Source organism: Liquorilactobacillus satsumensis DSM 16230 = JCM 12392, assembly GCF_001435195.1.
In the GTDB taxonomy this organism is placed as follows: domain Bacteria; phylum Bacillota; class Bacilli; order Lactobacillales; family Lactobacillaceae; genus Liquorilactobacillus; species Liquorilactobacillus satsumensis.
In genome coordinates, this window is record NZ_AZFQ01000036.1 from 66,910 (window position 1) to 80,036 (window position 13,127).

The following is a 13,127-nucleotide window of genomic DNA, read 5'->3' on the forward strand; positions in this document are numbered from 1 at the left end:
CCTTAGTTAAAATTTAGGTGGTCTTTGCATATTATTTAACAATAGAGGTCAAGAAGGTTATTAAACCTAAGATTACACCTGGAAGGTTTGCAATAATAATTGGTAGATCTTTTTTGTCTTTTAAAAATCCATAAGTAACCCAAAGAAAGGCATTAATAGCGGCAAAAAGAGGCTGAATTGAAGGCACCGGTTTTGAAGTCAGATTAGCAATAATTTGTTCAATGTAGGAAAAATACATTATTAAACATGCGACTGTTGCAGTTTTGCCCACTAAGCTGAGCTTTTTTATCCTCTTTGTTTTATTCATAAGCGTTTCCTTCTCTTAACATGAGATCTTAAAGTTAATTGAATAAGTAAACTTTTGCTTCATAAGGGCGAATCAGAGTTATTTCATCGTCTGAGTAATTTCCGATAACTAAAGAGTCAGCATTTTTTTGATTATAGTCACGAGTGAGTTCTTCAGCGGTAAAGTTAATAATTACCAACAATTCTTGCTTTTTATATGTTCTTTTGAATGCAAAAACTTTATCATCATTAGGATCGAGTTCCAAATAATCACCATAAACTATTAGTGAGGATTTGTGTCTTAATTGAATTAGTTTTTGATAATAACTGAAGACTGAGTTAGGATCATTGATTTGTGCAGCGGCATTAATCTGAGCTTTATTTTCATTTACCTCAATCCATGGAGTTCCGGTTGTAAAACCGGCATTTTTTGAATTGTTCCATTGCATAGGAGTGCGTGCATTATCGCGAGACATATTAGCAAAGTAGCTCATCATTTTTTCTTTAGAAACAATCTTTTCTTTGTTGACTAACTCATCATATGCATTAAGTGTTTCCAAGTCTCGATAATCAGCCATGGTTTTAAAATGGTTATTGGTCATGCCAAGTTCTTCACCTTGATAAATATAAGGAGTTCCTTTCAACATATGAAGAGTAGTTGCTAACATTTTTGCAGAAAGCTCTCGATATTCAGGAGAATCGTTACCAAAGCGTGAAACTGCCCGTGGTTGATCATGATTATTCCAATAAAGACTATTCCAGCCTTGTTTATTTAAACCATTTTGCCATTTTGAGAGAGAATTTTTAAGATCAACTAAATTTACAGGAATATCATTCCATTTACCGAGTCGTTTGTCTTTATTTGGAGTTAAGGTGACGTGTTCGAATTGAAAGATCATGTCTAATTCATGATTATTACGCCCTGTGTATTCAAGGGCATCTTTTACATTTGACCCAATCATTTCACCAATTGAAACTACATTATATTTGGAAAGAACTTCCTTGTTCATCTCTTTTAAGTAATTTCCCAATCTTTTACCATCAGCAACAATGGGTTGGGCATCAGCATAAGTTGCATTTGCAGGGTTGGGAGCATCTGGATAGTTATCTGGTTTGTCCAGCAAGCTAATAGAATCCATCCTAAATCCGTCAATTCCTTTATCGAACCACCAACGCATTAGACGATAGACATCTTTACGCATCTGAGGATTTTTCCAGTTCAGCTCGGGCTGTTCTTTAGCAAATAGGTGCATATAATATTGCTGGATTTCTTTATCATAGGTCCAGGCTGGTCCACTGAAGTAGGAACCCCAGTTATTTGGTAACTTTTTTGGATCACCGTCTTTCCAGATATAATAATCATGGTAAGGATTATTTTTTGATTTTCGAGATTCAACGAACCATTTTTGTTGATTAGAACTATGATTAACGACTAAATCCATCACAACTTTAATTTTGTGTTGATGTGCTTGCTTTAAAAGATTATTAAAAATTTTCAGATCGCCGAATATGGGTTGAATGTCTTGATAGTCACTGACATCATAACCATTGTCTACATTAGGGGATTTATAGATGGGATTTAGCCAAATTATATCTACTCCAAGCTTCTTTATATAATCAAGACGCGAAATAATCCCGTTAAGATCTCCAATGCCATCGCCGTTACTATCTTGAAAACTCGCTGGATAAATTTGATAAACAACTGCATTCTTCCACCATTTTTCCATAATTTTAGTTGCTCCTTTAATTTTTATTATTAATTTTTATTTTTTCTAATTCACCGTATGTCTCTTTTACAAATAAAACACTAATAGCAGACAGAATCAGTAAAATTCCAGCGATCAACATCATGATATGTTGGGCACCAACTCCGTGATTGCTGGAAAATTGTAAGATTAGAGTTCCGCCAACGAGATTTGCAAGAATCTGTGGAATACAAATAGTACAGTTAAAGAGTCCTAGATAAGTTCCAATATTATTTCCATCTAATGCATTGGTCACGATTGTAAAGGGAATAACGGTATTAGCTCCCCAAGCCAGGCCAAACGCAATGAAGGAAAGAATCAAAACATATTTATTTGTTACCAGAGAGACAGAGCCTAATCCGAGCCCACCCATAAAAAGTGAAAAAGCCCATAATGGTCTTTGTTGCTGTGGAAACTTAGCGATAGCAAGTGGCCAAATTGCACCCACAACTGCCGAAATTGCACTAAGAAATCCGAACCAGTTGCCGGCGGCTTGAAAGCCAGTTGAACTCACGTTAGTAGTTTTCCAGACTTTTTCTGCTATGCCTCCTGTAGCGTAAGTGGTCATATACATATAAGCTGCCCAGTAAAATAATTGGACAATTCCTGCTGTCCAAAAAGCTTTTGGGGCTGTACGCAGCAGTTGGAAAATATTGTGCTGACCGTTTGTTTGGTCCTCAGATATGTGGTGAAACTTCGCATATTCTTTTGGGGGTAACTCATGTACTTTAAAAAAAGAATAGATACAGCAGATGAATAAGGTTAGGGCTGCAAAATAAAAAGTAAATTTTACAGTATTGGGAATTACTCCTTTAGAAGCAACATTAGAAATGCCAATCATTGTTAAAATCATTGGGAAGATTGAGGCAACGACTTGACCCATATTTAAAACAAAAGTCATAATAGAATATGATTTTTCCTTTTGTTTTTCATTCACCATGTCGCCACTAAGCATTTTGAAAGGTTGCATTGCCATATTGGATGAGACATCTAAAAATAAAAGAGAAAGAACTCCAAACAACATGGATGTTCTGGTTCCATAGCCTAATCCAAGATTACCGGCATTTGGCATCAAAATAAGCACAATTATAGAAACCAGCCCCCCAACATAGAGCCAAGGGAGCCTTCTTCCAAAGCTGGTCCATGTTCGATCAGAGATGGCACCTACAATTGGTTGAACGAACATCCCTGCAATGGGCGCGGCCAGCCAGAAATAGCCAATGTCATTAGGGTTCGCTCCGATTGTTTGAAAGATTCTTGACATATTAGCAGATTGTAAAGCAAAAGCCATTTGTACACCAAAAAAACCAATGTTCATATTCCATAAAAAGGTATTGCTCCGACTACTTTTATTTAGAACTTCAATTTTATTTATTCTTTCCATAGTTATTCCGATTATTAGGTCGAAAGTCTAAATAACTCTTTCGGCAAATCGATTACACCTCCAACAATGAACTTGAAATTTGCGTAAGCGCTTACTCAACTTTCAAGTTCATTGTAAACGTTTTCTTGAAAGTGTCAAGACTTTTATAATAGTTATATTTGTTGTACTTTATGTACATACATAATTAATAAAAAAAGTGGGAGAGGGTTAAGGTGCCAGTCAAAATTGCAGATATTGCTAAACTAGCTGGAATTTCATCAGCGTCTGTTTCAAGAATTTTAAACAAAACTGGTAGATATAGTGAAGAAACTGCAGCACGGGTAAAAAAAATTGCTAAAGATATAGGTTACTATAAAGATCGTTCGGCAGCCGATTTGGCACAAAAAAACAACAAGACAATTGGTGTGATTTACACTAATTCGAAGACGAACTTTAACAATATTGTCATTAATGGGGTAATGGCTGAAGCAGATGAACATGGGCTGGATATTATTTTAATGGCCACAAAAAGGAATGATCCTAAAAAATTATTAAAAACAGTGCGTAATATGATAGAACGTCGGGTTAATGCGTTGTTGTTGATTTCACTGCAACCAACTAGTGAAGTAATTAATATGTTAAAACAAGTAAAAATTAATACTAAATTGGTGGGAACTTCTACAGATAAGGATATTTACTTTGTATCCTCAAATGATTTCCTGATGGGGTATCAGGCAACAAAAAGTTTGATTAGAGCTGGATATAAAAAAATTGGAATGGCTGGCAGCGATATTATGCAAGATTATGTTGCACGCTTAAGGTACAAAGGATATCTGAAGGCTCTAGGAGAGGCTAAGATAAAATTTCAAACGGATTGGTTGTCACCTGGAAACTTCAGTTATGACTCGGGGATTGAAAGTGCGGCGTATTTTCATGAAAAGAAAAACGTTTCCGCAATCATTGGTGTAAGTGACGAGGTTTCGCTCGGTCTTTTGAATGGTCTCCATGATCTAGGAGATACTGTTCCTGCAGATTTTTCAATTGTTAGTATTGATGGAACTGAAATCTGTACGCGTAGTAGACCGCAATTGACCAGTATTACACAGAACTTTGCCCTTATGGGAAAAATAGCAGTTACTGAATTTCAAAATAACAAGCAAAATGTACTTGTCCCATTTAAACTAGTACAGCGTTCCACGACAAAAAAACTGTAAAAAGATCTTTAGATTAGTGAGTTAGACATAAGATTTTTACTGCTGTTACTTACCCCAAAGTTGATTTTTAAGTGATAGCCATTAAAAATAATTTGACATACTGCAAGGATAATACGTTTTATAGCATATTAGCTTGATTAATAAGAGGAGGTTCTTTTATGACCAAAGATTACGAGTTAGTTGCTGACGTTGCAAGCTATCAACCAGACACTTTGTCTTTTTTTAAAGCCTTAGCTGCCCAAAATGTCCGCGCAGTAATTGTCAAATTGACGGAAGGTAGTGCAAACGGCAGTGCCTACGTTAATCCTAAAGCTGCTGCCCAATTAGCACATGCACGTGCCGCAGGTCTGTTAGTTCATGCATATCATTATGCTAAGTTCAAGGGAAGTCAGGATGCAAGTGCTGAAGCTGCTTGGTTTGTGCAGCACGCACAAGCTCTAAAAGTCACTCCAGCTTCTGTAATGGTGCTTGATATTGAGGACCAGCAAAATGCCAACTGGGCTACTGCTGACGCCAATACGTTTTTGCAGGCAGTTAAGGCAGCCGGATATCCACATGTCGATCTTTATTCAATGGCAAGCTGGTTTTGGAGTGGGCGTTTGGACCCCAGTAAGTTGTTGGCTAAGAATCTCTGGGTTGCTAATTACGGTGTAACTGCTCCTGGAGTGGCAGATGTGGGCTTATGGCAATACACGAATAGCTTTGAAATTGCAGGTCTGCAGATTGATATGAGTTATGACTTTAATGGTTTCTATTCTAAGGCGCTGACTAGCGCAAAACCAGTAACACCTGCTGTCCAAAATACCAGTTTCAGCGATGACCTTGGCGATAAGTGGACTACAGAAACCGGAATATTTACGACGAAAACCGCCATTAAATTGCGCTGGGGTGCCAAAACCACTAGTTCTGTAATCGCACTTTTACCAAGCAATTCAGTGATCAATTATGATGCATATTCAATGCATGATGGTTTCGTTTGGTTGCGTCAACCGCGATCAGCTGGCAAGTTTGGCTACTTGGCAAGTGGTGAAGAAGTAGCTGGTAGGCGGACTAGTTGCTGGGGTGAATTTGAAGAGTCATAGGATACTTCTGATGAAAAATTAAAGATAGCAGTTAAAATTTAGGTCCAACAATAAACTTAGAAATTAAGTTTATTGTTGGACCTTTTTCATAACTTGAGATATGGATATTTCGGTTATAAATTACAATTTTTCCTTTACAACATTAGTTATCTGTTCTGCGTATTGTACTAAGTCTGTTGGAACTGAAAAATCTAATTTAGTATTAGTTTTGTTATTTAATACAATGAAATTATGTGCATTTGTAAAAAAAACACGCAGTATCCACTTTCTAATATTGTCATCTAAAAGTACATTGAAATATGAAAGATTATCTCTATAAGTCAAGCGAGTTGGTTCTACGACATCTTTTAGTATTATTTTAACAGTTGCATAAGCTTCAATTTCTTCCGGAGTTGTTTCAATATTATCAGAATTAGATTTTTGTTTGTTTTCAGTATCTGGATCGTCTTTTAGTGTAACTGAGGTATTTAAAGCACTGCTTAACTTGTCATTTACTTTTTCAGTTATAAATTGCGCGATAGCTTTAGAAATAATTGGTTTGAATTCATCTATAGCATTTTCTGTTTTTCGTCCTTCGTAAACTTTCCCCATTATGTATTTAGTAAAGTCAACACTTGGTTTTTGTTGTTCTTTATCAATGTACTCCTTTACTTGATTGACATATTTTAGCTCAGATGCAGTACTTGTAATTTTCTCAACATCGAAGTTATCCTTTGTAAATTTAAATAATTCATTTATCTGTGCTTCACGTAATTTTGATAAATTGACTGTTAAGAAAGGAGTAGCATCCATTTTATTAGGTTTTTCTAAGTCTGTGAAGAATTCATAGATTTCTCCATTTGTTAGAATTGAAAATTTGACATCTGTTGTGCCAAAATATCTAAACAATTGAGAATCATGTTTTGTTAATAGTTCGTTTACGCCTTTTGCTTCAATCAGCATTTGTAATTTTTCATTAATAACAATTGCATAATCAACTTTTTCTCCCTTTTTGATCCCAAAGTCAGCAATAAATTCTGGAACAAATTCCATAGGATTAAACACATCGTAACCAAGTGCTTGAAAAAAGGGCATAATAAGTGATGTTTTTGTAGCTTCTTCAGTTTTTAAAGTATCTTTTAGTTGCATTACCCTTTTTGTAATATTTTTCAAGTTTGAAATAAATTGATCTTTTTCCATTTTAAACTCCCCTTAAATATGAGCTAATTAATCAGCTCAACTTTTAATGATTATAAAATTTTGCTTAGCTTCCAATAGATGTCTAGTTATCATTGATTCTCTATATTATTTAATCAATCACTGGTGAAAGTCAATTAATATCAACTTTAGTTGTTACTACATAGTTTCGATTTTCAATATAATAAAGTTCTATGACATTTTATAAGATATATAACAATAAAAATTAAGAAATTAAATTTTGTACGTTCTGCTGAACGCGATTTTGAGTATAGTTAGTTTAAAAGTCTTCAAGCTAGTTACCAATAAAAAAGGCGTGTATGAATTTCATTAGTAGTACAGAAACATGATACACTTTTCAAAATGTAAGCGGTTAAATATTATATAGCTAAGGAGTGAGGCAAGATGCGTGAACGGTTGATAGATTTATTAAATATATTGATGAGTTCAGATAAAAGTTTTGTTAATGAATTGACGAGTCGCTTGACTGTAACTTCTAAGACAATCAGAAATGAGGTGAGAGAACTTAATGCTTTGTTGTTGGATAGCGGTTTTCCAGAATTTTTAGTTAAGCATGGGACAATAGAAAACAATTTAACCAAAAAGCAAATTCAATATATAGGAGAACAGTATGTACTTAAGGGTGATGACAAGATATATCTTAGTCCTCAACAAAGAATATTATATCTGGCGTTAGTTTTTCTAACTGCGAGAGATCCTGTTTTTATCGTTGATGTTCAAAGACAGCTTAAAGTTAGTAAAAGTTCGATGGATAAAGACATGCGTTTTTTAAGAAGAAAGTTGCAACGTTATCACTTACAGTTGACAACAAGTTTGAAATCTGGAGCACAGATTACTGGAAGTGAACGTGCAATCAGATTAGTTTTAAGTGATTTATTAAATAGTCAACCTGGTATCTCGACTATATTAACTAGCAAATTAATTGGGGGCAACCTTCTTATAAATCAAATACGAAGGGTTTTCTTGATTGAAGATGTTCTATTCATTAAAGAAAAAATAATTAGTATTTTTCCAGGAAACAATTTAGTTGCAAATGATAATTATTTACAACAAGTATTAATCTTAACTTTGATTTGGGTAACTCGGGTAAAAAATTGCCATTATGTTAGTAATGATAATAATTTAAGAAACATGCCAATATGTTCAAAGTCCACAAGATATGTTAATGAAATAATTAAATATTTTGGATTAGAAATTGAAGTAAAATCAGAAAAAGCGTACCTAGTTTTTGTAGTTAATTGTTTTGAAAATGCAGATATTAAGATGCTTGATAATTGGGGGAAAGCACAAATTATCTCTATAGCATTAATTGAATGGGTAGAAAAAAGGCTCGAATTCCCATTTTCTCAAAATGAGAGTCTCTTTGAAAGAGTTTACCGGCATGTTGAAAGTATGTTACGGAGATTAGATCAAAGAATAAGAGTAGCAAATCCGTTAAAAGAAACAGTTAAGGAAAGTTATTTGGAAGTGTTTAGGGCTGTGGCAGATTTTTTTTCTGCTACCAAAGATGAGTACCACGTGACACTATCTGAGGATGAAATAGGGTATTTGGTAATTTATTTTTCTACGGCACAAACTGAAGTGGAGCAAGATCAGATTTATAAATATCAAGTTGCCATTGTTTGCAATTATGGGATGGCAACTGGAAGGTTATTAGCTGCCAAACTTGAAGAGCATTTCAAAGTAGAGGTGGTTGCTGTTTTAAGTGTAAACGAAATTAGTGTATTAAAAACAATACCAGTGAGTGTGGTATTTAAAACGATAGATGTTGAAATAACTGATATTCCTAATATTAAGCTTAATCCTATATTGACAGAAACGGATTTTATGATCATAAAAAAATTCCTGAAAAAAAATTCAAAAAGGTTGAAATATGAAAAGAAAGCATTAGATTCAACACGTTTATTTAGTGATATTTTAGATTTTTTGAAAAACAGCAACATCGAAATTGAAAAAAAATTTGTTTCTAATCTTCAATATATTTTTCACGTTAATCATTTATCCATTAATGAAAGGAAAGTTCAGCCTATGCTTAAAGATCTTATTAGCGATACTCAAATTCAACTTCAATTAACCGCAGAAAATTGGGAAGCGGCGATTCGAATTTCAGCACAACCGCTGTTAAGAGAAGGGTTTATTAAACCTTCATACGTAGAAGCGATGCTTGAGTCTGTTGAACGTTATGGTCCTTATATTGTCATCGGACCCTCTATCGCACTTGCACACGCACGACCGACGGATGGCGTAGAAAAATTGGGAATATCCATAACGACATTGAAAAAGCCAATTAATTTTGGCAATTCAGAAAACGATCCTGTTCAAATTATCTTTTGCCTAGCTGCAATAGATAATTACTCACATTTGAATGTAATGAAGTCAATTGTAAAATTAATCAATAACCAAAATAAAATCAAAAAATTATCTTCAATATCAAGCATTAGTAAGTTTAAGGAAACATTATTTGATGAAAACAGTAATTGAAGGAAAGGAGAATGATCTAATATGCAACAGAAACTTAAAATATATTTTATTTGTGGAGCGGGTCTAGGAAGTTCGCTTGCGAGTCAGATGGTTGCAGAAGATGTTTTAGCAAAATTAGGAATGGAGGAGAAGCTTGAACATGAGGCGATTTCTTCAGCACCAGGTTTGCAAGCTGATATTATTGTATCGGCGGATAATTTTAAGACTCAATTTGAAAAATTTGAGATGGACCCACATACTAAATTTGTTTTTTTGCATAACATTGTCGATTCAAACGAAATTGAGGAAAAATTAATACCAATAATTGAAAATTTTCCAAGTTAATTATAACAAATCTAAAATAGGAGGCGGGGAATATGACAATTATTAATTTTATTATCAATAATATCTTAACGCAATCGGCAATTATTATTGCACTAATTGCTTTGTTAGGATTGGTACTTCAGAAAAAATCAGCAGGATCTGTATTGGCTGGTACATTTAAAACTTTGCTTGGATTTCAGGTTTTATCTGCTGGATCAACAATTATTGTTGGTAGTTTAACTTATTTTGGAAAGATTTTTCAACACGGGTTTCATCTGAAAGGGGTAGTTCCAAGTATTGAGGCCATTAATGGGCAGGCAATGAATACTTTGGGTCTTGGAAATGAAATTGCTTTTACCTTTTTAGGCATCTTTATAGTTAATATTTTAATTGCCCGATTTTCACCTTGGAAATATATTTTTTTAACTGGACAAGCACTTTTATGGATGGCGACTATGACTGTTGTTGGCGGCAAGATCTGTGGTTTTAATAATTGGTTGATTGTTCTTTCAGGGAGTATCATTGGAGGAATTTTTGCAGTGGCTATGCCAGCACTTGCGCAACCTTTTGTTAGAAAGATTACTGGTAATGATGCAATTGCTTTGGGGCATTTTTGTACAGTGGGATACTTAGTAGAAGCTGGTGCAGCATATATTTTTGGGGAAAGAGCAAAAGAAAAACACTCTATTGAAGATATAAAATTACCAAAATCAATGGAATTTCTTCAAGATACCTATCTATCTGTTGCTGTTATTATGGTGCCACTATATATGATTACAGCCGCCTTTGCTGGACCAAAGTATGCGGCAAATGGTAGTACGAACTACATTGTCACAGGGTTTATGCAAGGTATTCAGTTTGTCGTAGGTGTTTATGTTTTACTTGCGGGAGTTCGTTTGTTGTTAGGTGAAATTGTGCCTGCATTTCGTGGAATTGCAATGAAATTAGTGCCAGATGCTAAACCTGCATTAGATTGTCCGGTTTTGTTTCCATATTCTCCAAACGCAGTAATACTTGGGTTTGTGACTACTACTATCGGCACTGTTATTGGGATGTTTTTGATACCTATATTTGGATTGGCAGTTATCTTACCTGGAATGTTGACAAACTTTTTTGCAGGGGGGACCGCTGGTATTTTTGGAAATGTTGTTGGGGGACGTCGAGGTGCGATTATTGGTGGAGTTATACATGGGTTGTTTATTACTCTATTACCAGCTTTATTAGTTACGGCACTTACTACTCTAGGTTTTGTTAATGCCTCAGCAACTGATTCTGATACAATTACGGCGTGTTTGATGTATGCTTTTGTCTTTGCACCGATTTTGAAAGCCATCTGATTGTAAAGTTTTAATTGCAAAGGAGTGAAGCTCATGTTTGGATTTGGCAAGAAAAAAAAGCCATTAAAAAAAGAAGCTACTCAACAAATCACAAGAAAAGAGGAGCACGAATTAGAAGTACATGTTGATGATTTGAAAAACAAAATAAAAAAGACTGAGGATGGTAAAAAATATTTGCTTTATGAAGAACTTGGTAATGCATATATTAAGTTAAATCAAAAAGATGCTGCTATTGCAGCATTTGAGGCTAGTTTGGAGAATAATGAACATTTTGGTACAACCTATAATAGTTTGCTGAATCTTTACGAGATTAAACGCAAAGAGGCTGCTAAAAATGGTAAAGATGTGGAGATTCAAAAATGGGTAACTAAAACAGAAGAACTTTTGAAAATGTCAAAACATATAATGCGTTCAAAGTTTTGAAAAATAAAGGAGGAATTTTTATATGTACAAAAATTTAAAAACAATCTTAACTGAGGCTCAAAATCTGAATTCTACAGTTGGGGCGTTTAATGCACACAATCTAGAAATGGTACCAGATATGATTCGTGCTGCCAAGGATGCAGGAGCTCCTATAATTATTCAAACGAGTGCTGGGACTGCTCAATATATTGGCATGAAAACTCTTGTTGCACTGTGTAAATCCATGGCTGAAGATTTGTTAGTTGATGTTGATCTTCATTTGGACCATGCAAAAACTTTTGATGACATTAAAGAAGCAATTGACTCCGGTTATAGTTCTGTTATGTTTGATGGTTCCTCACTATTGTTCAAAGAGAATATGGAAAAATCACTTCGCGTTGTTGATTATGCACATGCTAGAAATGTTTCAGTCGAGTGTGAGATTGGAACAATTGGAGGGACAGAGGAGGGAGTAACAGTAGCTGAAGGAAAATACACGGATCCAGAACAAGCAGTGCTTTTTTTACAAAAGGTTGATGTGGATGCATTAGCCGTCGGCGTAGGAACTCATCATGGGCAATTCAAATCGAAAACACAATTAAATTGGGATTTGATTGAGAAACTACATTCTAAGATTAATACACCTTTAGTTATCCATGGTGGGACAGGTGTTAGTGAAAATGATTATCATCGATTAACTAATAATGGAATTCGTAAATTCAATGTTGGAACAGAGCTATTGGTTACTTGGACTAGAACTGCACAAAGATATTTTGGCAAGACGGAGGTTAACCAGTCTTTACGTAATAATATTGTTCCCTGTAATAAGGCAATTTATGACATCGTTTTGCATAAATCAAAGCTGTTTTTGAATAAAGATACAAAAATGAATGTAATGGTGTAACTGTTGAGAGGGCAATGAGAGGTGGTTACTCTTGATGAGAAATCATATACTAATTTTACTTGCTGGAGCCAATGGGACAGGTAAAAGTTATACCAGCAAAATTATAAAAAAAGCTTTTCCTAGATTGAACTTAATCCCCCTAGATCTTTTTAAAGAGCATATTTATGATGAAATTGGATTTGACAATGTTGCGCAAAAAAATTTATTAGATGAAATAGCTCGGCAACGTTTTTATGATGCGATCAAAATGTTAATGAACTTAAATAAACCGTTACTAGGCGACTATCCCTTTAGCTATAAACAACGTCCATGTTTGGTGGAATTAGTTAAGAAATACGATTACAATGTCCTTACTATTCGGCTTGAAGCTAAAGAATGTGTTTTGTACGAAAGACAAAAATTGCGTGACTTGGATCATTCAAGACACCTAGGACACTTAGTAAGTCATTATCATTTAGGTGATCGACGTGATGAATCTGCATTAGATAATTTACCATCTTTTGAATATTTTTCTAAACGAATACATGAACGCGGATATGAAACTTTCCATCTTGGAACTTTAATTACACTTAATGTTAATGATTACAGGAAAATAGACTATAATGACTTATTAAACAAAATTGCATTATTTGTTGATGACAGACAATGATCTAAAAAAAATTCTGATAGAGGTAGACTGTGGAGATGAAGTAAGAAAGTAAGTAAAAGAGGAAAGCTTGGAAAGTTTATATTTTTAGATAGGCCTGTTCTCAGAAGCTTTAGCAGAGTCAGGCCATTTTTATTTTATTAATTGATTCTATTGCTAAGGTTTATC

General features: G+C 34.5%; 12 protein-coding genes. 8 read left to right on the forward strand and 4 right to left on the reverse strand.

All coding sequences use genetic code 11. From position 1 onward, the window contains the following. Window positions 1–31: 31 nt before the first annotated feature. Genes FD50_RS05225 through FD50_RS05235 form a run of 3 tightly spaced genes read right to left on the reverse strand, consistent with a single transcriptional unit; the run spans window position 32 to window position 3,414 of the window. The gene (locus FD50_RS05225) at window positions 32–307 is read right to left on the reverse strand and encodes a SemiSWEET family transporter (RefSeq protein ID WP_056960683.1); all 276 of its coding nucleotides are present in this window, start codon (window positions 305–307) and stop codon (window positions 32–34) included. Between the two features lie 34 nt (window positions 308–341). Next, window positions 342–2,012 (reverse strand): glycoside hydrolase family 13 protein, encoded by a 1,671-nt coding sequence (locus FD50_RS05230; RefSeq protein ID WP_082610434.1) that lies wholly within the window; start codon window positions 2,010–2,012, stop codon window positions 342–344. A 16-nt stretch (window positions 2,013–2,028) separates the two neighbouring features. Then, entirely contained in the window at window positions 2,029–3,414 is a 1,386-nt protein-coding gene (locus FD50_RS05235) for an SLC45 family MFS transporter (protein WP_056960685.1), read from the reverse strand. A gap of 212 nt (window positions 3,415–3,626) precedes the next feature. On the opposite strand from FD50_RS05235, the gene FD50_RS05240 reads away from it, so the two are divergent. Together FD50_RS05240 and FD50_RS05245 are read left to right on the forward strand one after the other, a co-directional pair. Continuing rightward, complete coding sequence (locus tag FD50_RS05240; protein ID WP_056960686.1) at window positions 3,627–4,607, forward strand: LacI family DNA-binding transcriptional regulator; 981 nt, start codon at window positions 3,627–3,629, stop codon at window positions 4,605–4,607. Between the two features lie 158 nt (window positions 4,608–4,765). Continuing rightward, entirely contained in the window at window positions 4,766–5,689 is a 924-nt protein-coding gene (locus FD50_RS05245; protein ID WP_056960687.1) for a GH25 family lysozyme, read from the forward strand. Window positions 5,690–5,809: 120 nt separating this feature from the next. On the opposite strand, the gene FD50_RS05250 is transcribed toward FD50_RS05245, so the two are convergent. After that, on the reverse strand, window positions 5,810–6,868 hold the full coding sequence (locus tag FD50_RS05250; RefSeq protein WP_056960688.1) for a type I restriction endonuclease: 1,059 nt from the start codon (window positions 6,866–6,868) through the stop codon (window positions 5,810–5,812). A 402-nt stretch (window positions 6,869–7,270) separates the two neighbouring features. On the opposite strand from FD50_RS05250, the gene FD50_RS05255 reads away from it, so the two are divergent. Genes FD50_RS05255 through FD50_RS05280 form a run of 6 tightly spaced genes read left to right on the forward strand, consistent with a single transcriptional unit; the run spans window position 7,271 to window position 12,962 of the window. Continuing rightward, a complete protein-coding gene (locus FD50_RS05255) occupies window positions 7,271–9,367 on the forward strand; it encodes a BglG family transcription antiterminator (RefSeq protein ID WP_056960689.1) in 2,097 nt (698 codons plus the stop codon). 21 nt (window positions 9,368–9,388) lie between these two features. Further along, window positions 9,389–9,691 carry a PTS sugar transporter subunit IIB gene (locus FD50_RS05260; protein ID WP_054757576.1) on the forward strand — a complete coding sequence of 101 codons (303 nt, stop codon included), beginning with the start codon at window positions 9,389–9,391 and terminating at the stop codon, window positions 9,689–9,691. Window positions 9,692–9,723: 32 nt separating this feature from the next. Continuing rightward, window positions 9,724–11,007, forward strand: coding sequence for a PTS sugar transporter subunit IIC (locus FD50_RS05265; protein ID WP_056960690.1), 1,284 nt, complete (start codon window positions 9,724–9,726; stop codon window positions 11,005–11,007). Between the two features lie 33 nt (window positions 11,008–11,040). Next, on the forward strand, window positions 11,041–11,430 hold the full coding sequence (locus tag FD50_RS05270; RefSeq protein ID WP_054757577.1) for a hypothetical protein: 390 nt from the start codon (window positions 11,041–11,043) through the stop codon (window positions 11,428–11,430). A 22-nt stretch (window positions 11,431–11,452) separates the two neighbouring features. After that, window positions 11,453–12,313 carry a class II fructose-bisphosphate aldolase gene (locus FD50_RS05275; protein WP_056960691.1) on the forward strand — a complete coding sequence of 287 codons (861 nt, stop codon included), beginning with the start codon at window positions 11,453–11,455 and terminating at the stop codon, window positions 12,311–12,313. A gap of 34 nt (window positions 12,314–12,347) precedes the next feature. Next, complete coding sequence (locus FD50_RS05280; RefSeq protein ID WP_056960692.1) at window positions 12,348–12,962, forward strand: P-loop nucleotide/nucleoside kinase family protein; 615 nt, start codon at window positions 12,348–12,350, stop codon at window positions 12,960–12,962. Window positions 12,963–13,127: the final 165 nt, after the last annotated feature.

Bases quoted from the DNA above. Each gene is read 5' to 3' on its own strand.
- FD50_RS05225 (WP_056960683.1), bottom strand. From the start codon at position 307: ATGAATAAAACAAAGAGGATAAAAAAGCTCAGCTTAGTGGGCAAAACT.
- FD50_RS05230 (WP_082610434.1), bottom strand. From the start codon at position 2,012: ATGGAAAAATGGTGGAAGAATGCAGTTGTTTATCAAATTTATCCAGCG.
- FD50_RS05235 (WP_056960685.1), bottom strand. From the start codon at position 3,414: ATGGAAAGAATAAATAAAATTGAAGTTCTAAATAAAAGTAGTCGGAGC.
- FD50_RS05245 (WP_056960687.1), top strand. From the start codon at position 4,766: ATGACCAAAGATTACGAGTTAGTTGCTGACGTTGCAAGCTATCAACCA.
- FD50_RS05250 (WP_056960688.1), bottom strand. From the start codon at position 6,868: ATGGAAAAAGATCAATTTATTTCAAACTTGAAAAATATTACAAAAAGG.
- FD50_RS05255 (WP_056960689.1), top strand. From the start codon at position 7,271: ATGCGTGAACGGTTGATAGATTTATTAAATATATTGATGAGTTCAGAT.
- FD50_RS05260 (WP_054757576.1), top strand. From the start codon at position 9,389: ATGCAACAGAAACTTAAAATATATTTTATTTGTGGAGCGGGTCTAGGA.
- FD50_RS05265 (WP_056960690.1), top strand. From the start codon at position 9,724: ATGACAATTATTAATTTTATTATCAATAATATCTTAACGCAATCGGCA.
- FD50_RS05270 (WP_054757577.1), top strand. From the start codon at position 11,041: ATGTTTGGATTTGGCAAGAAAAAAAAGCCATTAAAAAAAGAAGCTACT.
- FD50_RS05275 (WP_056960691.1), top strand. From the start codon at position 11,453: ATGTACAAAAATTTAAAAACAATCTTAACTGAGGCTCAAAATCTGAAT.
- FD50_RS05280 (WP_056960692.1), top strand. From the start codon at position 12,348: ATGAGAAATCATATACTAATTTTACTTGCTGGAGCCAATGGGACAGGT.